Raw genomic sequence first — 22,476 nt, forward strand, 5'->3', positions numbered from 1 at the left:
ATGAAGCGGTGCGCTTTGACCCGTGGAATCCGGATTTCGTAGCCCATCCGTACGACGTCTACGCCGAGCTGAGGCGGGCTGAGCCGGTCAGCTTCTTCGAGCCGACCGGCCAGTACCTGGTCTCGCGGTACGCCGACGTCAACGCGCTACTGCGTGATCGCCGGCTCGGCCGTTCCTACCTGCACGTCGCCGAGCACGAGGAGTTCGGGCAGGAGGCGCCGCCGGACTTCCAGGAGCCGTTCTGGCGGGTGGTCAACGCGAGCATGCTCGACGTGGAGCCCCCCGTCCACACGCGGCTGCGCCGCCTGGTCTCCAAGGCGTTCACGCCGAGGATGGTCGAGTCGCTACGGCCGCGCGTACGGGCGATCGCGGGCGGGCTGGTGGACGCCTTCGTGGCCAAGGGCGGCGGCGACCTGCTCGCCGAGGTGGCCGAGCCGCTGCCGGTGACGGTGATCGCCGAGATGCTCGGCATTCCCGACGCCGACCGGCACCTGCTGCGCCCCTGGTCGGCCGACATCTGCCTCATGTACGAGCTGAACCCGTCGCCGCAGGCCCAGCACACGGCGGTCCGCGCGGCGGCCGAGTTCGCCGACTACCTGAAGGACCTGGCCCGCGAGCGCAGGCGGCAGCCCGGCGAGGATCTCGTCAGCGCGCTGGCCCAGATCGAGGAGCTGACCGAGGACGAGCTGGTCGGCACCTGCGTGCTGCTGCTCAACGCCGGTCACGAGGCCACCGTGAACGTCACCGGCAACGGCTGGTGGTCGCTGTTCAGGAACCCGGCCGAGCTGGAACGGCTGCGCGCCGACCGCTCCCTGCTCCCGACGGCGATCGAGGAGCTGATGCGCTGGGACACGCCGCTGCAGATGTTCGAGCGCTGGGTTCTGGAGGACATCGAGGTGGAGGGCGTGGCGATCCCGAAGGGTGTGGAGGTGGCGCTGCTGTTCGGCTCCGCCAACCGCGATCCCGACGTCTTCGCCGACCCCGACCGCCTGGACGTGGGCCGCGCCGACAACCCGCACATCTCCTTCGGCGCCGGCATCCACTTCTGCCTGGGCGCGCCGCTGGCCAGGATCGAGCTCATGGAGTCCTTCGGCGCCCTGCTGGAGAAGGCGCCGAACCTGGAGCTGGTCCGCGAGCCGGTGTGGAAGCCCGGCTACGTCATCCGCGGCCTGGAGTCGCTGGAGGTCACGACCGGCTGATCGCCCGGTCGCCGCCGAACATCCCGGCCGGGTCGTGCCGCTGTTTGACCTCCGCCAGCCGCCGCAGGTGCTCGGGGGTGAAGGCCCGCGCCGCCTGCTCCGGCACGCCCATGAAGTTGAGCGGCACGAACCCGGTCGCGCTGCCCGCCAGCGCGGCCGAGAACCGGTCGCCGAAAGCCGCCACCTCGGCCGCGGCCCGCTCGTCCGGCACCATGCTGACGGCCCCGACGGCGAAGTCGCCCTGCCAGTAGCCAAGCCCGGCGTCGTCCGCGTGCGGGAGCCCGGCCACATGCCTGACCAGGATGAAGGCGTACGGCTCCGCCCCGCGCGGCGCCACCTCCACCAGGTAGTCGATCACCGCGTCGGACAGCTCCGTCACCATCTCGCCCCGCATCGTGTAGGGCAGCGGGTCGACCGGATCCCGGGTCACCGCGTCGATCTCGGTGAACGGCAGCGGCCCGGCCATGTCCACCACCAGGCCGGGCACCGCCCGCATCGGCGCGACCAGGTCCTCGGCGCTGGAGCCGGTGGCGCACAGGCACACGCGCACGTACGAGCGGCCGCGCATCGGCTCGGGCACGAAGGGCGCGTCCGGCAGATGGAGCGTCCCGGCGGCCGAGGTGATCGAGGCCGGCAGGTCCGCGGTCCACTCGCGGTAGGCGGTCAGCACCTGCCGGGTCAGCTCGACCGGCCAGTACAGGCCGCCGCCGTAGATCCGCGGTTCGGGGACGAGCTTGATCCGCAGCGCGGTGACCGCGCCGAGGTTCGGTCCGCCGCCGCGCAGCGCCCACATGAGGTCCGGCTCGCCGGCGTCGTCGAGCCACCGCAGGTTCCCGTCGGCGGTGACGATCTGGGCGGCGGTGATGGCGTCGCAGGCCAGGCCGTACTGGCGGGACAGGAAGCCGAGCCCGCCGCCGAGGCTGTTGCCGACGACGCCGACGTGGGTGCTGGATCCGGTCAGCGGCACCAGGCCGTGGGGGTGGGCGGCGGCGATGACGTCCTTCCACGTGGCGCCGGCGCCGACCGTGGCGGTGCCGGCGGCCGGGTCGATCTCGACGCCGGTCAGCTCGGAGGTGATGATGAGCAGGTCGCCGGTCGTGGCCGGGCGCAGCGCGCCGTGGCCGGTGTTCTGCACGCGGACGCGTAGATCGTGCGCGGCGGCGTAGCGGACCGCCTCCCGGACGTGCTCGGGCGATGTGGCCAGCACGGTGAGGGAGGGTTCGTGGGTGACGGCGAGGTTCCAGGGGGTGGGAGCCGCGCGGAGCAGACCACTGGGCAGATCCATGAGGGTAATCGTCTCATGGCGGAGAGTGATCACGCATGCTGCTGGAGCCAGCCGAAGCCGCCCAGGCCGCGCGGGTCGATCAGCTCGCCCTCCTCGGAGGCGCGCGCCAGCGCGCGCAGGTACCCGCGGGGGTCGGTGTGGGCCAGGTCGAGGGGCGGGCGGGCGGCGGTGATGCCGAGGGCGCGCAGGGTGTCGCGCTGTGTGGACAACGTTGTGGATATCGCGCCGGCCCGCTCACCGGCGGCGGCACACGAGTCGAGTGCCACGTGTGCGGTGATGTCGCAGGTCCCGTCTGGTATGGGCGGGACGACCGAACCGTCGCGGTATCCGGTGAGCGTTCCGCAGGGCGGCCGGTTATCCACAGGGTGTGAATAGTCGACGGCCACCGCCAGGCCGCGGGCCAGCCGTACGATGACCGCCGCCCACGCGGCGTCACGGGCGCGGCCGATCTCCGCGCGGGCGCCGACGCACGCCAGGGGCCACCAGCGGGCGAGCCACTCCTCGTCGGCGGGGTGCGGTGGCTCGCCGAGGCGCTCCTCGCCGGTCTCGGTGTCGACCATGACCAGCCGGGGGCCCTCGGCGGTGTGCTCGGCCACGTCGAGCGGGATGTTGTCGAGCCACTCGTTGGCGATCGCCAGGCCGGTGATGCCGCCGGGGATGGTCTGCGACCAGGCGATGCGCTCGGGCAGCTGGGACGGCCTGGCGGAGAGGTCGACGGCGGTGACGTTCAGGCGTACGGCCAGCTCGGGCGGTGCGGCCGCGAGCACGCGGCTGACCAGGACCCCCTCCCCGGCGCCGACGTCGACGAAGTCGAGTCGCTCCGGGTGGCCGAGCTCGGCGTCGACCCGGAGAAGGAGCGTGAGCGCCGCGTCGGCGAACGCGGCCCCGGCGCTGACCGAGGTGCGAAAGTGGCCGGAAGGGCGTTCGCGCAGGTAGAAACCCCTGTCGCCATAGAGTGCGCGCTCCATCGCGGCACGCCAGGTGAGCCACATTCCTGGACTATCTCATGACCAGGCGCCGACACGCACAGTGATGTCATGACTACTTATTGTGGCGAGATTGCGCTATCGTTACTCATGGTCACCGGCGATCGTCCCGGCCCGCCCCCCAGCGGGCTCGGTCCGGTCCCGCCGGTCGGCCGAGTAAGTAGCTGAAGCGGCCACCCGGGGTCGCGTCATCGAGAGGAGCCCCCCAAATGCTCAAGAAGACCTTCGTCGCGGCCGGCGCCTTCGCCATGCTGGCCCTGGCCACCCCAGCCCAGGCCGACCTCGTCACCTCCGGTAACAACGGCGTGCTCTCCGGCAACCAGGTGTTCGCCCCGGTCCGGATTCCGATCAACATCTGTGGCAACGCCGTCGCCGTGCTCGGCCAGGCGGTCGCCGGCTGCAAGGGCGGCGCGCACACCAGGTAGACGGACGGAGGGCTCGGACCGGTTATGGCAACCCGGCCCGAGCCCTTTTCGGCCGGCCAGTCGGCGGATGGCCGGTCGATGGTGCACTCCCAAGGGGGTAGCACATCGTCATTGCGGGCGTCGGGTCCACTATGGGCTCGGCGCCCGCTGCCATGCGATGAAAATCCCCTCTCCTCATCTCTCCCGACAGGGGGTGCACGTTTTGTATGCCCTTGTCGGATTTGTCGTTAACGCAACATGCGGTAAAAGCCCGGTCACCTGTGCATGGCAAGGCTCCAGTTACGCTGGTCGGCAGCGCCAACAGGGGACAGGGACAGGACGACATGGACGCAGGTGATCGCCCGGCACGGCTGGCCGTCGGCGTGGTCGGGGCGGGCAAAGTGGGCTCGGCACTCGGTGCCGCGCTGGCCCAGGCCGGCCATCGCATCGTGGCCGCCAGCGGGGTCTCCGACAGTTCCCAGCGCTGGGCTGCCGAGCGGCTCGGCGTCGCCACCTCCAGGCCCGAGGACGTGGTCGCGGCCGGCGAGCTGATCCTTCTCACGGTGCCCGACGACGCGTTGCCCGGCCTGGTCGGCGGTCTGGCCGCCACCGGCGCCGACCTGCGCGGCAAGCTGGTCGTCCACGCCAGCGGCGCCTACGGGCTGTCCGTGCTCGACCCGGCGGCGCGGGCTGGAGCGCTCCCGCTGGCGCTCCACCCGGTGATGACGTTCACCGGCCGTGACGACGACATCAACCGGCTGACCGGCATCTCCTACGGCGTCACCGCGCCCGACCCGCTGCGCCCGATCGCCGAGGCGCTGGTCATCGAGATGGGCGGCGAGCCGGTCTGGATCGCCGACGCCGACCGCGCGCTCTACCACGCCGCGCTCGCCGGGGCGGCCAACCACATGGTGACGCTGATCGCCGAGTCCTCGGAACTGCTGGAGGGCATCGGCGTCGAGCACCCCGGCCGCATGCTCGGGCCGCTGCTCGGCGCTGCGCTCGACAACGTGCTCAGGCTGGGCATCGCGGGGCTGACCGGGCCGGTCGTACGCGGCGACGCCGGAACGGTCCGCAAGCACGTGGACGCCCTCATCCTGGCCGCGCCCGAGGCCGCCGACGCCTACATCGCCCTGGCCCGGCTCACGGCCGACCGCGCGCTCGCGGCGGGTCTGCTCAAACCCGAGGAGGCGGAGAGGTTGCTCGACGCGCTGGGCGGCAACATATGGACCTGACAGGGACCGGACGGCCCTGATCGTGGCATAGGAGGCTGTGGCGTGGAGCTGATCGTCGCGCGCAATCGCGCTGACCTGGTCAAGGCTCGGGGAGAGGGCAGGGTCGCCCTGGTTCCGACCATGGGGGCGCTGCACGAGGGGCATCGGGCGCTCATCCGCGAGGCCAGGGCGCTGGCCCCCCGGGTGGTCGTCAGCATCTTCGTCAATCCCCTGCAGTTCGGCCCTTCCGAGGACTTCTCCCGTTACCCGCGCACCCTGGAGGCCGACCTCGACGTCTGCCGCGCGGAGGGCGTGCGCGTGGTCTTCACCCCGGCGGCCGAGGAGATCTACCATCCCGACCGGCAGGTGAGCGTCTCCTCGGGGCACATGGGCACGATCGTCGAGGGCGCGGTCCGCCCCGGGCACTTCGACGGCGTGCTGACCGTCGTGCTCAAGCTGTTCAACCTGGTGCAGCCCGACGTGGCCGTCTTCGGCCAGAAGGACGCCCAGCAACTGGCGATGATCCGGCGCATGGTGGCCGACCTCGACCTGCCGATCGAGATCGCCGGCATCCCCACGGTGCGCGAGCCCGACGGCCTGGCGATGTCCAGCCGCAACCGCTACCTGTCGCCGGACGAGCGGCGGACCGCCCTCGCGCTGTCGCGGGCCCTGTTCGCCGGCGCGGCCGAGTCCGTGGAGTCCAGGCCGGCGCGCATCAAGGCGGCGGCGCGGGCCGTGCTCGACGGGGCCGATCTGGCCCTCGACTACCTCGTGCTGGTCGACCCGGCCACGTTCGCCGAGGTCGGCGAGACGTACACGGGTGAGGCGGTCCTCGCCGTCGCCGCGAAGGTCGGCGGCACGCGGCTCATCGACAACGCCGTCCTGCGCCTGTCCTGAAAAGGTGCCACCCCGGCGATAGGTCACTCATCGGGAGGGGTTATCGTCATATTGACGAAATTCCCTCGATGAGGAGACCCCCATGAGTGGACCGGCGATCCCCCTGCGGCTCAGCGCGCCGGAGCCCGGCTGGACCCGCGAGGCCGACGTGGTCGTGGTGGGCTCGGGAGTGGCCGGGCTGACCGTGGCGTTGCGCCATGCCGAGCTACGGCCCGAGGCCAAGGTGCTCGTCGTCACCAAGGATGTGCTTGAGGAAGGTTCGACCCGGTTCGCGCAGGGCGGGATCGCGGCGGTGCTCGATCCCGGCGACAGCCCGGAGGAGCACCTGAACGACACGCTGATCGCCGGGGTCGGGCTGTGCGATCGGCGGGCCGTACGCGCTCTGGTGACCGAGGGGCCGCGGGCGCTGCGGCGGCTGATCGCGCGCGGCGCCAGGTTCGACCTGACCGACGGCGGCGAGCTGCAGCTCGGCCGCGAGGGCGGGCACCGGCGCGACCGGATCGTCCACGCGGGCGGCGACGCGACCGGCGCCGAGGTGCAGCGCGCGCTCGTCGCGGCGCTGCGCGAGCGCGGGATCGAGGTCATCGAGCACGCGCTCGTGCTCGACCTGCTCAAGGACGCCGCCGGGCGGGCCGCCGGGGTGACGCTGCACGTCATGGGCGAGGGCGCGAGCGACGGCGTCGGCGCGGTACGCGCGGGCGCCGTCGTGCTGGCCACGGGCGGCATGGGGCAGGTCTACCAGTCGACCACCAACCCGCTGGTCTCCACCGGGGACGGTGTGGCGCTGGCGCTGCGCGCCGGGGCGGTGGTGCGCGACCTGGAGTTCGTCCAGTTCCACCCGACCGTGCTCTGGCTCGGCGAGGACGCCACCGGCCAGCAGCCGCTGATCTCCGAGGCGGTCAGGGGCGAGGGCGCGTTCCTCGTGGACGAGCGCGGCACGCGCTTCATGGACGAGGTGCACGAGCTCGCCGACCTCGCCCCCCGCGACGTGGTCGCCAAGGCGATCATGCGCAGGGCCGGGCAGGTCTACCTCGACGGCCGCCACTTCGGCGAGGACAAGTGGCGCACCCGCTTCCCCACGATCCGCGCGCTCTGCCTGGAGCACGGCATCGACCCGGTCAAGGAGCTGATCCCGGTCGTGCCCGCCGCGCACTACGCCAGCGGCGGCGTCCGCACCGACCTGCACGGCCGCACCTCCATCCCCGGCCTGTACGCCTGCGGCGAGGTCGCCTGCACCGGCGTGCACGGCGCCAACCGCCTGGCCTCCAACTCGCTGCTGGAGGGGCTCGTCTTCGCCGAGCGCATCGCCCAGGACATCCAGCCCGCGGTACGGCCGGCGCCCACGGACCCCGAGACCCAGGAAGGCCTGTTCGACCCGCGCGTCCGCCCCAGGATCCAGGCCCACATGAGCAGGGGAGCGGGCGTGCTGCGCAGCCGCGAGTCGCTGGTCCTGACCGCGAAGGCGCTCGGCGACGCCCGCTGGACGCCGGTGCGGGTGCCGCCGTGCACCGAGGCGTGGGAGACGACGAACCTGCTCACGGTGGCGACCGTGCTGACCGCCACCGCCGTGGCCCGCGAGGAGACCAGGGGCTCGCACTGGCGCGAGGACTTCGGCGAGCGCGACGACGAGCGCTGGCTGGGACATCTGGACGTGCGACTGACCGAGGAAGGCTTGCAGATGACTTACACGCCGCACGGGCTCGCGCTGGACACCGGCGCGCCCGAGATCCAGGACGTGATCGACCGGGCGCTGGCCGAGGACCTCCAGGAGGCCGGTGACGTGACCAGCCTGGCCACGATCCCGGCCGGGCACCGGTCGGCCGGGGACGTGGTGGCCCGCGAGGACGGCGTGGTCGCGGGGCTGGCCGTGGCGGAGGCGGTCTTCCTGCGGCTGGGGGCGAGCCGTACGACGAGGCTGGTGGAGGACGGGCAGCGGGTCGCGGCGGGAGAGGTGCTGATGACGGTCGAGGGGCCCACGCGCGCCCTGCTCACGGCCGAGCGGACCGCGCTCAACCTGCTCACGCACCTGTCGGGCATCGCGACGCGGACCGGCGCCTGGGTCGCGGCGGTGGAGGGCACAGGGGCGCGGGTGCGCGACAGCCGTAAGACGTTGCCGGGGTTGCGGGCGCTGGAGAAGTACGCGGTGCGGGCCGGAGGCGGCGTCAACCACCGCATGTCGCTGTCGGACGCGGCGCTGATCAAGGACAATCACGTGGTCGCCGCCGGGGGAGCCGGGGCGGCGTTCAGGGCGGTCAGGGAGCGGTACCCGGATCTGCCGGTCGAGGTCGAGGTCGACACGCTGGAGCAGTTGCGGGAGGTGCTGGCCGAGGGGGCTGAGGTGGTCCTGCTGGACAACTTCACCGTCGAGGAGATGGCGCTCGCCGTACAAATCACGAAAAATCAGGCGAAGTTGGAGGCCAGTGGGGGACTGACCTTGGAAATGGCCCGTGATGTGGCTGAAACTGGCGTTGACTATCTTGCGGTGGGAGCGCTTACGCATTCCGCGCCGGCCCTGGACATCGCACTGGATCTACGGGGGTAATTGATGCTGCTCACGATCGACGTCGGCAACACGCACACCGTGCTCGGTCTCTTCGAAGGCGAAGAGGTGATCGAGCACTGGCGGCTGGCCACCGACGCCCGCCGCACCGCCGACGAGATCGCCGTCGTGCTCCAGGGGCTGCTCGGCCAGTCACCGCTGCTCAAGGGAGCCGACGTCAGCGGCATCGCGATCTGCTCGACCGTCCCGTCCGTGCTGAACGAGATGCGGGAGATGTGCCGCCGCTACTACGGCGACGTGACCGCGGTGATCGTGGAGCCGGGCATCCGCACCGGCGTGCCGGTCCGCATGGACAACCCCAAGGAGGTCGGCAGCGACCGGGTGGTGAACGCCCTGGCCGCCATCGACCAGTACGGCGGGCCGTGCGTCATCGTCGACTTCGGCACCGCCACGTCCTTCGACGCGGTCTCGGCCAAGGGCGAGTACGTGGGTGCGGTCACCGCGCCCGGCATCGAGATCTCCGTCGACGCGCTCGCCGCCGCCGGCGCCCAACTCCACAAGGTCGAACTGATCAGGCCGCGCTCGGTCATCGGCAAGAACACCGTCGAGGCGCTCCAGGCCGGCATCATCTACGGCTTCGCCGGCCAGGTCGACGGCATCGTCGAGCGGATGGTGGCGGAACTGGCCGACGACCCGGACGAGGTGACCGTGGTGGCCACAGGCGGACACGCGGCGCTGGTGGTGGGGGAGTCGCGCTCGATCGACGTGCACGAGCCCTGGCTGACCCTGATCGGCCTGCGGCTCATCTACAACCGCAACACGACGTGAGCGAGTGGCCCCCCGCTCGGGAATGGGGGGCCGCTCGCGGCTTGCGGGCGTCGTTACTCGGACTCGGCCGTGTACAGGTACTTCCACGAGCCGCACTTGGTCGGGTGGCTGCTGTGCGGGCCGATCTGGCAGACCTTGACGCGCAGGCTGAAGACGTCCTCCTCGGAGAAGGCGTACTTCTTGTAGCCGGGGTAGCCGCAGTACTTCTTCGTGTAGACCGTGGACCAGTCGTAGTCGAAGTCGCTGGCCTGGAACTTCACGTACGCGCACTTGCCACCCTGCTTGTAGGTGCGGGAGTCGAGGTCGTAGAGCCGGCCCTTCACGGAGACGGTGTTGGACTCCTGGTGCTCGTCCCACTCGACGCCGACCCAGCCGTGCGACTTGGCCTGGTAGTGCTTGGAGTAGACGGGTCCCCAGTACGAGCTGTAGTCGTAGCTCGACGTGCTGGCGGAGGCGGCGGTCGGCAGGCTGAGGGCGAGGGCGGAGGTGGCGGCAACGGCGAGGGCGCCGATCGCGATCTTCTTTATCATGGTCTCTCTCCTGGAACCCGGAGGTGCTGTGCTCCATTGGTAACGGAGAGTTCTTGCAGCGCCCCTGCAGGGAGCCGACGAGCCCTTGCAGTTCGCCATATCCCCTACCCTTTGTTCTTGTGAGCGACGAACTTCCCGAGCAGATGCGCATCCGGAGGGAGAAGCTCGACCGCCTCCGCAGCGAGGGCGTCGAGCCCTTCCCGGTCAACTTCCCCCGTACGGCGACCAACGCCGAGGTCAGGGAGAAATACCAGGGCCTGGAGCCGGACACCGCCACGGGAGACAGGGTCGCGATCGCCGGCCGGGTCATGCTCAACCGCGTCGGCGGCAAGCTGTGCTTCGCCACCCTGCGCGACGGCTCCGGCGACCTGCAGGTCATGGTCTCGCTCGACAAGGTCGGCGAGGAGTCGCTGGCCGCCTGGAAGAGCGACGTCGACCTCGGTGACCACGTCGGCGTCGAGGGCGAGGTCATCACCTCGCGCCGCGGCGAGCTGTCGATCCTGGCCGACTCCTGGCAGATCACCGCCAAGTGCCTGCGCCCGCTGCCCGAGAAGCACCTCGGCCTCACCGACCCCGAGGCCCGCGTCCGCCAGCGCTACGTCGACCTCATCGTCAACGACGAGGCCCGCAGGATGGCCCACCTGCGCAGCGCCACCGTCCGTGCCGCGCGCGACTTCTGGCACGAGGAGGGCTACCTCGAGGTCGAGACCCCGATGCTCCAGCCCATCCACGGCGGGGCGACGGCGCGGCCGTTCAAGACCCACATCAACGCCTACAACATGGAGCTCTACCTTCGCATCGCGATCGAGCTCTACCTCAAGCGGCTCGTGGTCGGCGGCATCGAGAAGGTCTTCGAGATCAACCGCAACTTCCGCAACGAGGGCGCGGACTCCACGCACAACCCCGAGTTCACCATGCTCGAGGCCTACGGCACCTACCTCGACTACCACGACATGGCCGACCTGACCCAGCGCATGTACCAGAAGTGCGTCGTGGCCGCGCTGGGCACGTCCGTGGTGGAGCACGACGGCGTCGAGGTTGACCTGGGCATCAAGGAGTGGCCGCGCATCACGCTCTACGGCTCGGTCTCCGACGCGCTGGGCGAGGAGATCACGACCGAGACCTCGCTTGAGCAGGTCCGGAAATATGCCGACAAGCGGGACATTCACTGGGACCCGAAGTGGGGCCAGGGCAAGCTCGTCCAGGAGATCTTCGAAGAGCTGGTCGAGCACACGCTCATCCAGCCCACCTTCGTCATGGACTACCCGCTGGAGACCTCGCCGCTGGCCCGCAACCACCGCGACAACCCGCTGGTCACCGAGAAGTGGGACCTCATCGGGTTCGGCACCGAGCTGGGCACCGCCTACTCCGAGCTGAACGACCCGATCGAGCAGCGCCGCCGCCTGGTCGAGCAGTCGCTGCTGGCCGCCGGCGGCGACCTTGAGGCGATGCAGCTGGACGAGGACTTCCTCCAGGCTCTGGAGTACGCCATGCCGCCCACCGGCGGCGTGGGCGTCGGCATCGACCGGATGATCATGGCCTTCACCGGCAGGAACATCCGCGAGACCATCCTGTTCCCGCTGGTCAAGCCCACCGGCTGACCCGTTACGGAGTGAGGACGAACCGCCCGCGCTGCCCTCCTGCCGACAGCCGGGCGTAGGCCTCCGCCGCCTTCTCCAGGGGGTGGGTGCCGGCCAGGCGTACCGTCAGCCGGCCCGCCTCCGCCCAGCGGGCCACCTGGGCCAGCTGGCCGGCGTCGGCGCGTACGTACACGCTGGAGACGTGGATTCCGCGCAGCGGGATCGGCGCCGCCCCCGCGGCCACCGCCACGTACGCGCCCCCGGCCCGCACCGAGTCCAGCGCGGTGAGCCCCACGATCGCGGCGTCGACCACGCCGTCCACCCCGCCGGGCACCAGGGCGCGCACGGCCGCGGCCAGGTCGGCGTCGCGGGGCACGAACCACTCCGCCCCGAAGCCGCGCACCAGCTTCTCGTCGTCGGCGCCGGCCAGTCCGGCGACCCGCAGCCCGCGCGCGGCGGCGATCTCCACCAGGTAGCCGCCCAGCGCACCGGCGGCCCCGGTCACGAGGAGAGTCTGCCCGGGAGCCAGATCGGCCAGGTCGAGGGCCTGGATGGCGGTCAGCGTGTTCAGCGGCAGCGTGGCGGCCTGCTCCGGCGTCAGCCCCTCGGGCGCGGCGGCGACCTCGGAGACGTCGAGCAGCACGTACTCGGCCTGCGCCTTGTACGGCAGCATCAGCCGGTCGGACAGCCCGAACACCGCCTGCCCGGCCGTCAACCCGCCGACCCCCGGCCCCACCTGGTCGACCACCCCGGCCACGTCCCACCCGAGCCCGTACCGCTCCATGGGGTCGGTCAGCTTGTAGCCGGGCAGCGACCCCGAGGCGGTGAACAGGTCGATCGGCTGCACGGCGGCCGCGGTCACCTTCACGCGTACCTGCCCGGGTCCGGCCTGCGGCACCGGGACCGTGACGATCTCTACTTCACCCTCGCGCCCGACCAGCGCTCGCATCGTTGTCATGCGGCCACGGTAGGAAGGCTTACTCTCTTTTGGTAAGAAGGCACCTGAAGGTGCGTAAGCAACCCGGAGGAATGCCGTGCCCACCCAGTCGGCCGCGGACAGGCGCGCGGCAGCCCGCCTGGCCTACGACGCGTACATCGCCAAGTGCCCCTCGCGCCAGCTCCTCAGCACGCTCAGCGACAAGTGGGTGAGCCTCATCCTCACCGCGCTCGCCGGCGGCTCCCAGCGCTACAGCGACCTGGCCAGGACCATCGCCGGCGTCAGCCAGAAGATGCTCACCCAGACCCTGCGCAGCCTGGAGCGCGACGGCCTGGTCTCCCGCACCCTCACCCCGTCGGTCCCCGTGCGCGTCGACTACGAGCTCACCGATCTGGGCCGCACGCTCCTGCCGATCGTGGCCGCGATCAAGGAATGGGCCGAGGCCCACATCGAGGACGTCCTGGCCGCCAGAACCCGCTACGACAACCGCACCTGAAGCCTGGCCAGCCCCCGCAGAACCACGTTCTCCTTGTACGGCGGCGCCTCCTCGACCAGCTTCAGCTCCGGCGCCGCACGGGCCAGCGCCCGCAGCGCGATCTCGCCCTCCATGCGCGCCAGCGTGGCCCCGAGGCAGAAGTGGATCCCGAGCCCGAAGGCCAGATGCCGCTCCGGCGCCCGTCCGGGGTCGAACCGTCCCGGGTCGAAGCGGTCCGGATCGGGGAAGACGGCGGGGTCGCGGTTGGCCGCGCCGACCAGCGCCATCACCGGCGTGCCCGCGGGCACGGCCGTGCCGCCCAGCTCCGCCTCCCGCAGCGCCGTCCTGGCGGTGAGCTGCACCGGCGGGTCGTAGCGCAGCACCTCCTCGACCACCGGCTGGGGATCGTCCGCCGCCCGGTGGAGCATGCCGTGCCCGGCCAGGTTGAGTACGCCGTTGGCGATCAGGTTGACGGTCGTCTCGTGCCCGGCGACCAGCAGCAGGACACAGGTGGCCAGGAGTTCGGACTCGGTGAGCTCCCGGACCTGGGTCAGGGCGCTGAGCAGGTCCTCGCCGGGGCGTACGCGCCGCTCGGCCAGCAGTTCACGGAAGTACGCGCGGAACTCCAGGCTTGCCCGCTCGGTGGTGTCCGCCTGGCCCGCGGGCAGCATCGGGTCGAGGCTGCGGGCGAGCGTCTCGCTCCAGCCGCGGAAGCGCTCGTAGTCCTCGGGCGGTACGCCGAGCATCTCGGTGATCACCAGGACCGGCAGCGGATAGGCGAACTCGGCGACCAGATCGGCCTCCTCGCCCATGGCGCCGATCAGCTCCGCGGTGATCGCCTCGACCCTGGGGCGCAGCCGTTCGAGCATGCGGGGCGTGAACGCCCGGCTGACCAGAGCCCGCAGCCGCGTGTGGTCGGGCGGGTCGAGACGCAGGAACGACACCTGTGGCCGGTCGGGGTCATCGGTGTCCGCCGGGACGTGCCCGTGGCCGAAGCGGGGGTCGCGCAGCATGGCCGAGACGTGCTCGTGTGATGTGGCTACCACCAAACCGCCACGGGTATGAAATAAATCGCCACGCTCGCGAAGCTCCCGGTACTTTCCGTACGGGTCACGCCGGAACCCGGGATCGAACGGATCGAATCCCAGCACGTCGGCGGGGGTCAGTGTCGGTGACCGAGGGGCGTTGTAAGGATCAGTGAGATCGCTCATCGTGCCCCGAAGTGTGACGACATATGGCGAGTAGTTCACATAGATTTGATCATGTCAATACAGCTGGTCAAGCTGGGCAATTGTCGAGCTTGACGACCTTTCCTGAATGCGTTTACCGTCTGCGGGACGAGCGCGTTGCGCGGTCCGATACGTCTGCGAGTTCTGCTGTTGGGGGGAGGGCTCCCGATGGATGTGCTCACCGAGGGCGTTGAGCTGAGCCACGCCGATTTAGCCTTGCTCGCCGAGCTGGCCAAGGGAGTCACGGTCGATCGGGTAGGGCGCCGGCTGGAGATCAGCGGACGCACGGTACGCCGCCGTTTGCGAGGGATATGCGACAGGATCGGTGTGGCCACCGCCATCGAGGCGGTGGCCTGGGCGGCACGCCGCCAGCTGATCTAGCAGGACCGAGACTCGACCCCGCCGGTTCGCCCGGCGGGGTCGGTTTTGGCTGGCGTGGGTTCCTGGTTCCGTCTCTTTGGCGGGGTCAGTTCGCGATGCGGACCGCGCCCGCCCACGGGCGGCGGGAGATCGACGCCAGGCGCACGACGTCGCCGGTCTGCGGCGCGTGCACCATCATGCCGCCGCCGACGTAGATGCCGACGTGGTGCAGGTCGCTGTAGAAGAACACCAGGTCACCGGGGCGCAGCTCCTCGCGGGAGATGCGGGTGCCGGCCGTCCACTGGTCGCCGGTGTAGTGCGGCAGCGAGATGCCGACCCGCTGGTAGGCCGCCATGACCAGGCCCGAGCAGTCGTAGGAGCTGGGACCCTCGGCGCCCCACACGTACGGCTTGAGCTGCTGCGTCAGCGCCCACCTGGCCGCCTCGGCCGCCTTGCCGGAGCCGGCGATCGGCAGGCTGACCCGCACCGCGCGGGTGCCCGGCCGCCCGGCCTCGCCGATGGCCCGCTGGAACAGGTCGCTCTCGACCTTCTTGACCAGCTTGCTGATCTTGTCGCGCCGGGCGTCCAGGTCCTCGACGATCTCGGTGACCTTGTCGATGCGGGTCTTCGCCTCGGACTGCGCCTTCTCGGCCAGTTCCCTGGCGCGGGTGACCTGGTTGACCTCCTCGCCCTGCTGCTGCTCCAGCGCGAAGCTGGTCGCGGCGCGGTCGAGGAAGAGCTCGGGGTCGTCGGAGGCGGCGAAGGCGAGGGCGCGGCTGAAGCCGCCCATCATGTACTCGCTCTGGGCGAGCATGCCCGCCCGCTGGCGCTTGGCGGCGAGATCGGCCTCGCTGGAGGCCAGCGTCTTCTTGGCGGCGTCGACGGCCTTCTGGGCGTCCCTGAGCTTCACACGCTGGCCGTTGAACTGCTCGCTGAGCGTCTCGATCTCCGTGTGGAGCTTCTCGGCCTGCTCCGACAGTTGCTTGAGCGACGGCTTCGGATCGGCGGCGGCGGAACCGAGAGGCGTGACGGTGAACGTCACCGCGGCTACGGCTGCCGTCAGGACGACCAGCCGCTTCTTGATGCCTGGTTCGGGAGGGCGGGCATGCTTGCCCGCGGGCTTCCCCTCACGGTTACGCGTGCGCTTCACCAACCAGCTCCTCTCATGGCCGCCTACCGGGTTAGCTGACGGGTTCGGGCCGGAGCAGCCCTACCGAGCCGTGGCTCGGATTCACCCCGGGATGGCCTGCGGCCACTGGCGGGTCCCCGGCTCCCCAGGGGAGGGGATTAGGCGTGCCGCCGCGCGTAAGAACGCGGGTGACATCGACGCTGGACACTAGTGCACTCCAGGTTCGTGCTCAACCAGAACTGCCAAGTCTGTTGAGGTTTCACAACCGAAGTGTCACGGGGGGATCACGTGCTCCGCCGTACAGGAGCGACTTTATGCGCACTTTGCGGGTGCATGGGACGTACGTGAGGTTCGGCGTCACCGAGGGAGTCATTGCTCGTCACTGGCTATTCGCCTGGTGGTTGAGGGGGCGATGGCTGTTGTCGGGCATGCTCGTCCACTGGGTGAGATGGTTGAGGAAGTAGGCGGGCAAATAGGGGGCAGCCGTAATTGCGTCTGTACTCTGAAGTGCCATGGAACAGGTCGCCGAACGGGCGGTACCCGACATCGAGGTCGTCGTGAGGCGGGCTCGCACGCCGGATGTCCGGACGATCAGGCGCCTGGTCGACACTTATGCCGGAGCCGGGCCGCGCCTGCTGGAAAAAGCCACGGTCACTCTTTACGAGGACGTCCAGGAGTTCTGGGTGGCTGAGCGTGGCGGGCAGGTCGTCGGATGCGGTGCCCTGCACGTGTTGTGGGAGGACCTCGCCGAGATTCGCACCGTGGCCGTCGATCCCGACGCCCGCGGTCTCGGAGTTGGGGGCCAAATCGTTACCGCTTTGATCGGAACGGCCCGCGAACTCGGGCTGCGGCGGGTGTTCTGCCTGACATTCGCGGTAGATTTCTTCGCCGCGCATGGGTTCCGCCCGATCCAGGGCACGCCGGTATCTCCCGAGGTCTACGCCGAGCTGCTCGCCTCCTATGACGAGGGCGTAGCCGAGTTCCTCGACTTGGAGCACGTCAAGCCCAACACCCTGGGCAACACCAGGATGCTGCTCCACCTGCCGTCGTTTGACTCGGACCTCGACCAAAGGGAAAGGTGATTGTAGATACCTATGTCGATACGTTGGGCAGCGAAGGCATGTGTCCTGACATGTGCCACATGCACACTCGAAGCGAGGTGACACGGTGAGCACCGGACAGCCGCCGTATCCACAGGACGACCCCGGCGACAACTCCGGGACTCCCGAATACGGACAGCACAACGCGGGCCACGCACAGGGCGAGCCCGACCCGGACGTGACCGTTGTGGGTTACCGCCAAGACGGCGACCCCTACGGCCAGCAGGGATACGGACAGCAGTCCGGCTCCCAGCCGGGTTACGGTCAGCAGCCCCAGTACGGCCAGCAGCAGGGATACGGTCAGCAGCAGCCCCAGTACGGCCAGCAGCCCGGCTCGCAGCCGGGTTACGGCCAGCAGCCTGGCTACGGCCAGCAGGCCCAGCAGCAGCCCGAGTACGGCCAGCAGCCGGGTTACGGTCAGCAGCAGCCCGGCTACGGCCAGCAGCCCGGTTACGGCCAGCAGGCCCAGTCGCAACCCGGCTACGGCCAGCAGCAGCCCGAGTACGGCCAGCAGCCCGGCTCCCAGCCGGGTTACGGCCAGCCTGGCTACGGTCAGCAGCAGCCTCAGTACGGCCAGCAGCCCGGCTCGCAGCCGGGTTACGGCCAGCAGCCTGGCTACGGCCAGCAGGCCCCGTCCGGGCAGCAGTACGCCCAGCCGGGCTACGGCCAGCAGCCGGGTTACGGCCAGCAGCAGCCCGGATACGGTCAGCAGCAGCAGCCGCAGGGCTACGGCCAGCAGGGCTTCCAGCCCGGCTACGGCAAGCCCTACGGTCAGCCGGTGGGCGTCCAGCCGCCCGGCGCGCCCGCGCCGCTGGCCGAGTGGTGGCAGCGGCTGGTAGCCCGAATCATCGACGGTGTGCTCTTCGGCATCGTCTACTGGGTGATCACGCTGATCATGGCCGGCCTGTTCCTGGCGACCTACAGCTCGCTCGACGGTTCCAGCTCGGGCTTCTTCGGCTCAGTGGTCATCGGGCTCATCTCGGGTGTGCTGGTCGGGGCGATCTACATCGCCTACGAGCTGATCATGACCAAGATGAACGGGCAGACGCTCGGCAAGATCGTCATGGGCATCAAGATCGTCCCGGCCGGCGGCACCATGCCGCACGGCGGGCTGTCCACCGACATCGCGATGAAGCGGGCCGGCGTGACGTGGGGCGGATACCTGATCTCGGGCATCCCGTTCCTCGGCTGGCTCGGCTACATCTTCGTCGCGCTGAACGGCGCCTCGCAGCTGTGGGACAAGCCGCTGCAGCAGACGTTCGCCGACAAGGTCGCGCGTACCGTGGTGGTCAAGATCAAGTAGTGGTCGGGTCATGGATTCAGGGGTCACCGCCCGGTGGCCCCTGTTTCATGTGGCGCCGTGCCGTACCAGAATGAGGGGACAGCCGATCTAAAGGCCGTCGAGAGGTTGAGGCTATGGCCGCGCCCGCCCAACGCGCAGTGACCGCCGAATGGTGGGAGCGTCTGGTCGCGCGCCTCATTGAGGCCTTGGTCTTCGGCGTGTTCTATTACATTCTGTTCATCGGGCTGTGGACACTCTTCCGGTCTGTAGGGCTGCTTGAGGTCTTCGAGGGTCGCTGGCCCGAGGTCATCGCCTGGTTCGGCGCGGGCCTTGTCTATACGGTCTACGACTGGGTGTCGCATTCCGCGGGCGGCCGTACCTTCGGGCAGGCGATCATGCGGATTCGCGTCGTTCCTGCGGACGGCGCCGTTGTCACCTCCCATGGGCTGCTGAAACGTTCGCTGCTGTATCCGGGACCGACCATGTTGATGGGCATTCCGGTGCTCGATCTGGGGGCCGCGGTGGTCGCCTTCGGCGTGGGGATGCTCATCCTCATCGACCGTCCCCAGCTGCGCGGTCCCCATGACCGGCTGGCGGGAACGCGGGTGGTCAAAGACCTGCGCGAGCCGGGGCGGGCGGGATAGCCCAAAAATTTCCCTTGATCCGGTAAGGAGCCTGGAGAGACTGGCATTAGGCTGTCAGTCGCCCAGGTCACCCCTTGTCGGCGACCTGTCTCACCGGTGGCATCCGCGTGGCGCTATGGTCGGGCGTCGGCGGTTGTCCGCCACACGGCCCCCACGCGCGGCGCCGCGCCCGAGGCGTTCAGCCGGCTCCTGGGAAATCTGCCGCCGTGGAAACCCCGATCGGCGCGCGGGCCGAGGACGAATGGAAGGCCTTACGGAAGCATTGGCGGGCGCCGTGACACCGGCTGGAGTCACCGGTTCCTTCGACTTTGGCGTGCGCTGAAGGCGTCCCGCGACCCTCACCGGCCGGCGGCCAAACCGCCAGGATCGGGTCGAGAACCACAACTGATCCGCGAGTCAGCCGAATCCGTGTCTCGCTGAATTGTCTTAGCGCCTTTCCGGGTATATGTTTGGGCAGGCGAATGAAACAATGCTCCGGGAAAGGATTGCGTAGATGGCCAAGCAGATCCAGGAGATTCTCATCGATGACCTCGATGGGGGCGAGGCCAATGAGACGGTCAGCTTCGCTATTGACGGCGCTTCGTATGAGATTGACCTCAGTGACGTTAACGCCAAGAAGCTGAGGGATGCGCTCTCGCCTTTCGTGCAGCACGCTCGGCGCGGCGGTGCCGTCTCCACGCGTCGTCGGGGTCGTGGCGGGCAGCGCGCGATGACCCGCGAGAAGAGCTCCGAGATCAGGCAGTGGGCCAAGGCTCACGGCCTGCCCGTCAGCGAGCGCGGCCGAATCGCCTCCACCGTGGTGGAGAAGTACGAAGCCGCGCACTAACCGCTGTCGCGATCGACCATGCGCTTATGACAGTTGCCTAGAACCCCGGCGACTGCCATAAGCGCATGATCGTTTTTTAGGGCGGTCTTTGTCCTGGTTTGCGCGTCTCGCATCGTGGACCTGGGGGCCCATTGTGCCGCATTTGGTACCCGGGATTCCTGACGATTTCGCTCCGCCGTACCGTGCGAGTACTCACTCCCCGCAGCCGGATTTGCCGATGCACTCGCGGTTTACGCGTCCTTGATTCCTGAATGCCGATCAGTGCGGAGTCGCTGGCTGATCGCATGCCAACCGCTTGCCGGGAGGCCATAGGATGTCAAGTACGGCTTACGGATGTGTCCGGCGCCTCGTCGTGGCGGTCCGTACGCGTGGCGGGCGGTAATTTCCCGACGCTCCGCCGAGGGCGTCCTAAACCTCGTTCGCTTGCGGCGTATCGGGAACACACCACCCCCGAACGGTAGTTGGATGGAGGGTGAACGCCCTGCTCTCGGGGAACGTCTCTGCTATAGAGCGTGTCAGCGGCAGTGGGCACGGTTCGCCGAGCCAGGGCTAGCATGCGGGATGACGGGACCGGACTAAACCGGCCTGACTGACCGCTCTGTGAGGAGCGACGAGATGTTCGAGAGGTTCACCGACCGAGCGAGGCGGGTTGTCGTCTTGGCCCAAGAAGAGGCCAGGATGCTCAACCACAACTACATCGGCACTGAGCACATTCTTCTTGGTTTGATCCACGAAGGTGAGGGCGTTGCCGCCAAGGCTCTGGAGAGTCTCGGCATCAGCCTTGAGGGTGTGCGCCAGCAGGTCGAGGAGATCATCGGCCAGGGCCAGTCGGCTCCGTCGGGGCACATTCCTTTCACCCCGCGGGCCAAGAAGGTCCTCGAGCTGTCGCTCCGTGAGGCTTTGCAGCTGGGCCACAACTACATCGGAACCGAGCACATCCTGCTCGGTCTCATCCGCGAGGGTGAGGGTGTGGCAGCCCAGGTGCTGGTCAAGCTTGGAGCCGATCTCAACCGTGTCAGGCAGCAGGTGATCCAGCTGCTGCACGGCTATCAGGGCAAGGAACCGGCGGCTGCGGGCGGACCGCAGGAGTCGGCTCCGTCGACGTCCCTGGTGCTCGACCAGTTTGGCCGTAACCTGACCCAGGCCGCCCGCGAGGGCAAGCTGGATCCGGTCATCGGCCGTGAGAAGGAGATCGAGCGGGTCATGCAGGTCCTCTCCCGGAGGACCAAGAACAACCCCGTTCTCATCGGCGAGCCCGGCGTCGGCAAGACCGCCGTCGTCGAGGGGCTCTCCCAGAAGATCGTCAAGGGCGAGGTGCCCGAGACGCTGAAGGACAAGCAGCTCTACACGCTTGACCTCGGCGCTCTGGTCGCCGGCTCCCGCTACCGCGGTGACTTCGAAGAGCGCCTGAAGAAGGTGCTCAAGGAGATCCGCACGCGCGGCGACATCATCCTGTTCATCGACGAGCTGCACACGCTCGTGGGTGCGGGCGCCGCCGAGGGCGCGATCGACGCCGCCAGCATCCTCAAGCCGATGCTGGCCCGCGGTGAGCTGCAGACCATCGGCGCCACCACGCTCGACGAGTACCGCAAGTACCTCGAGAAGGACGCCGCGCTGGAGCGCCGCTTCCAGCCGATCCAGGTGGCCGAGCCGTCGCTCAGCCACACGATCGAGATCCTCAAGGGTCTGCGCGACCGCTACGAGGCGCACCACCGCGTGTCGATCACCGACGACGCGCTGGTCGCCGCGGCCCGCCTGGCCGACCGCTACATCAGCGACCGCTACCTGCCCGACAAGGCGATCGACCTCATCGACGAGGCCGGTTCCCGGATGCGCATCCGCCGGATGACCGCTCCGCCGGACCTGCGCGAGTACGACGAGAAGATCGCCAACGTCCGCCGCGACAAGGAGTCCGCGATCGACGCGCAGGACTTCGAGAAGGCGGCTGCCCTCCGCGACCAGGAGAAGCAGCTCCAGCTCAAGCGCGAGCGGCGGGAGAAGGAGTGGAAGGCCGGCGACATGGACGTCGTCGCCGAGGTCACCGAAGAGCTCATCGCGGAGGTCCTCGCCACGGCGACGGGCATCCCGATCTTCAAGCTGACCGAGGAGGAGTCGCAGCGCCTGCTCCGCATGGAGGACGAGCTCCACAAGCGGATCATCGGCCAGGACGACGCCATCAAGGGTCTGTCCCGCTCCATCCGGCGCACCCGCGCCGGCCTGAAGGACCCCCGCCGCCCCGGTGGCTCGTTCATCTTCGCCGGCCCGTCCGGCGTCGGTAAGACCGAGCTGTCCAAGGCGCTGGCGGAGTTCCTGTTCGGCGACGAAGACGCGCTGATCATGCTGGACATGTCGGAGTTCATGGAGAAGCACACCGTCTCCAGGCTGTTCGGCTCCCCGCCCGGCTACGTCGGGTACGAGGAGGGCGGCCAGCTGACGGAGAAGGTGCGGCGCAAGCCGTTCTCCGTGGTCCTGTTCGACGAGATCGAGAAGGCCCATCCCGACATCTTCAACTCGCTGCTGCAGATCCTGGAAGACGGTCGCCTGACCGACGCCCAGGGCCGCGTGGTCGACTTCAAGAACACGGTCATCATCATGACCACCAACCTCGGCACCCGTGACATCTCCAAGGGCATCGGGGTCGGGTTCGCGAAGGCGAACGACGCGGAGTCCAACTACGACCGGATGAAGTCCAAGGTCCAGGAGGAGCTCAAGCAGCACTTCCGGCCCGAGTTCCTCAACCGTGTCGACGACATCGTGGTCTTCCACCAGCTCACGCCGAAGGAGATCATCAAGATCGTCGATCTGATGCTCGCCCAGGTGTCCGAGCGGCTGAAGGACCGGGACATGTCGCTGGACGTCTCCCAGGACGCCAAGCAGCTCCTGGCCGACCGCGGCTACGACCCCGTCATGGGGGCCCGGCCGCTGCGCCGTACCATCCAGCGTGAGCTGGAGGACTCGCTGTCGGAGAAGATCCTCTACGGCGAGCTGCGCGCGGGCCAGGTCATCAAGGTGACGATCGAGGGCGAAGGCGACAACGCCAAGTTCGTCTTCACCGGCGAGACGGCGCCCAC

The 22,476-nt window shown here is 69.3% G+C and carries 20 protein-coding genes and 1 riboswitch; of the genes, 14 read left to right on the forward strand and 6 right to left on the reverse strand.

Annotation, left to right across the window (positions count from 1 at the left end):
• The first annotated feature begins 8 nt into the window (after positions 1-8).
• The gene (locus tag ACFWYW_RS49050) at positions 9-1,199 is read left to right on the forward strand and encodes a cytochrome P450 (protein ID WP_379611952.1); all 1,191 of its coding nucleotides are present in this window, start codon (positions 9-11) and stop codon (positions 1,197-1,199) included.
• Here ACFWYW_RS49050 and ACFWYW_RS49055 read toward each other — a convergent pair.
• Complete coding sequence (locus tag ACFWYW_RS49055; protein ID WP_379611951.1) at positions 1,186-2,484, reverse strand: FAD-binding oxidoreductase; 1,299 nt, start codon at positions 2,482-2,484, stop codon at positions 1,186-1,188. The genes ACFWYW_RS49050 and ACFWYW_RS49055 overlap by 14 nt on opposite strands.
• Positions 2,485-2,513: 29 nt before the next feature.
• The gene (locus ACFWYW_RS49060) at positions 2,514-3,452 is read right to left on the reverse strand and encodes an SAM-dependent methyltransferase (RefSeq protein ID WP_379611950.1); all 939 of its coding nucleotides are present in this window, start codon (positions 3,450-3,452) and stop codon (positions 2,514-2,516) included.
• A 227-nt stretch (positions 3,453-3,679) separates the two neighbouring features.
• Between ACFWYW_RS49060 and ACFWYW_RS49065 the strand changes: the two genes are divergently transcribed.
• The 5 genes from ACFWYW_RS49065 (at position 3,680) to ACFWYW_RS49085 (ending at position 9,313) form a co-directional block, all read left to right on the forward strand.
• Complete coding sequence (locus ACFWYW_RS49065; protein ID WP_379611949.1) at positions 3,680-3,895, forward strand: chaplin; 216 nt, start codon at positions 3,680-3,682, stop codon at positions 3,893-3,895.
• Positions 3,896-4,218: 323 nt separating this feature from the next.
• Positions 4,219-5,109 (forward strand): Rossmann-like and DUF2520 domain-containing protein, encoded by an 891-nt coding sequence (locus ACFWYW_RS49070; RefSeq protein WP_379611947.1) that lies wholly within the window; start codon positions 4,219-4,221, stop codon positions 5,107-5,109.
• A 42-nt stretch (positions 5,110-5,151) separates the two neighbouring features.
• Positions 5,152-5,985 (forward strand): pantoate--beta-alanine ligase, encoded by an 834-nt coding sequence (gene panC / locus ACFWYW_RS49075; RefSeq protein WP_379611946.1) that lies wholly within the window; start codon positions 5,152-5,154, stop codon positions 5,983-5,985.
• A gap of 82 nt (positions 5,986-6,067) precedes the next feature.
• On the forward strand, positions 6,068-8,527 hold the full coding sequence (locus ACFWYW_RS49080) for an L-aspartate oxidase (protein WP_379611944.1): 2,460 nt from the start codon (positions 6,068-6,070) through the stop codon (positions 8,525-8,527).
• Positions 8,528-8,530: 3 nt separating this feature from the next.
• Positions 8,531-9,313 (forward strand): type III pantothenate kinase, encoded by a 783-nt coding sequence (locus ACFWYW_RS49085; protein WP_379611943.1) that lies wholly within the window; start codon positions 8,531-8,533, stop codon positions 9,311-9,313.
• A 53-nt stretch (positions 9,314-9,366) separates the two neighbouring features.
• Here ACFWYW_RS49085 and ACFWYW_RS49090 read toward each other — a convergent pair whose 3' ends face one another.
• Positions 9,367-9,843: a hypothetical protein gene (locus tag ACFWYW_RS49090; protein ID WP_379611941.1), complete on the reverse strand. Its 477-nt coding sequence runs from the start codon at positions 9,841-9,843 to the stop codon at positions 9,367-9,369.
• Between the two features lie 119 nt (positions 9,844-9,962).
• On the opposite strand from ACFWYW_RS49090, the gene lysX reads away from it, so the two are divergent.
• Positions 9,963-11,444 carry a bifunctional lysylphosphatidylglycerol synthetase/lysine--tRNA ligase LysX gene (gene lysX, locus ACFWYW_RS49095; RefSeq protein WP_379611940.1) on the forward strand — a complete coding sequence of 494 codons (1,482 nt, stop codon included), beginning with the start codon at positions 9,963-9,965 and terminating at the stop codon, positions 11,442-11,444.
• 4 nt (positions 11,445-11,448) lie between these two features.
• Here the strand turns inward: lysX and ACFWYW_RS49100 are convergent, their stop codons facing one another.
• Positions 11,449-12,381, reverse strand: a complete 933-nt coding sequence (locus ACFWYW_RS49100; RefSeq protein WP_379611939.1) for an NADP-dependent oxidoreductase — start codon at positions 12,379-12,381, stop codon at positions 11,449-11,451.
• 76 nt (positions 12,382-12,457) lie between these two features.
• Between ACFWYW_RS49100 and ACFWYW_RS49105 the strand changes: the two genes are divergently transcribed.
• The gene (locus ACFWYW_RS49105; protein WP_379611937.1) at positions 12,458-12,856 is read left to right on the forward strand and encodes a winged helix-turn-helix transcriptional regulator; all 399 of its coding nucleotides are present in this window, start codon (positions 12,458-12,460) and stop codon (positions 12,854-12,856) included.
• Here the strand turns inward: ACFWYW_RS49105 and ACFWYW_RS49110 are convergent.
• On the reverse strand, positions 12,838-13,881 hold the full coding sequence (locus ACFWYW_RS49110) for a cytochrome P450 (protein ID WP_379611936.1): 1,044 nt from the start codon (positions 13,879-13,881) through the stop codon (positions 12,838-12,840). The two genes, ACFWYW_RS49105 and ACFWYW_RS49110, sit on opposite strands and share 19 nt — an antisense overlap.
• Positions 13,882-14,232: 351 nt before the next feature.
• Between ACFWYW_RS49110 and ACFWYW_RS49115 the strand changes: the two genes are divergently transcribed.
• Complete coding sequence (locus ACFWYW_RS49115) at positions 14,233-14,445, forward strand: LuxR C-terminal-related transcriptional regulator (RefSeq protein ID WP_157251897.1); 213 nt, start codon at positions 14,233-14,235, stop codon at positions 14,443-14,445.
• An 85-nt stretch (positions 14,446-14,530) separates the two neighbouring features.
• On the opposite strand, the gene ACFWYW_RS49120 is transcribed toward ACFWYW_RS49115, so the two are convergent.
• Positions 14,531-15,574 (reverse strand): NlpC/P60 family protein, encoded by a 1,044-nt coding sequence (locus ACFWYW_RS49120; RefSeq protein WP_379611935.1) that lies wholly within the window; start codon positions 15,572-15,574, stop codon positions 14,531-14,533.
• A 5-nt stretch (positions 15,575-15,579) separates the two neighbouring features.
• Positions 15,580-15,728, reverse strand: a riboswitch (cyclic di-AMP (ydaO/yuaA leader).
• A gap of 337 nt (positions 15,729-16,065) precedes the next feature.
• Between ACFWYW_RS49120 and ACFWYW_RS49125 the strand changes: the two genes are divergently transcribed.
• The 5 genes from ACFWYW_RS49125 to ACFWYW_RS49145 all read left to right on the forward strand — a co-directional run.
• The gene (locus tag ACFWYW_RS49125) at positions 16,066-16,635 is read left to right on the forward strand and encodes an amino-acid N-acetyltransferase (protein ID WP_379611934.1); all 570 of its coding nucleotides are present in this window, start codon (positions 16,066-16,068) and stop codon (positions 16,633-16,635) included.
• 85 nt (positions 16,636-16,720) lie between these two features.
• Positions 16,721-17,956: an RDD family protein gene (locus ACFWYW_RS49130; protein ID WP_379611933.1), complete on the forward strand. Its 1,236-nt coding sequence runs from the start codon at positions 16,721-16,723 to the stop codon at positions 17,954-17,956.
• Positions 17,957-18,069: 113 nt separating this feature from the next.
• Entirely contained in the window at positions 18,070-18,579 is a 510-nt protein-coding gene (locus ACFWYW_RS49135; protein WP_379611932.1) for an RDD family protein, read from the forward strand.
• A 493-nt stretch (positions 18,580-19,072) separates the two neighbouring features.
• Positions 19,073-19,405, forward strand: a complete 333-nt coding sequence (locus ACFWYW_RS49140; protein ID WP_184971356.1) for an Lsr2 family protein — start codon at positions 19,073-19,075, stop codon at positions 19,403-19,405.
• Between the two features lie 615 nt (positions 19,406-20,020).
• Positions 20,021-22,476: ATP-dependent Clp protease ATP-binding subunit (locus tag ACFWYW_RS49145; RefSeq protein ID WP_379641312.1), on the forward strand; the 2,456-nt coding region annotated here is incomplete at its 3' end.

Origin of the sequence: Nonomuraea sp. NPDC059023 (assembly GCF_042740095.1) — a bacterium.
GTDB lineage: Bacteria > Actinomycetota > Actinomycetes > Streptosporangiales > Streptosporangiaceae > Nonomuraea.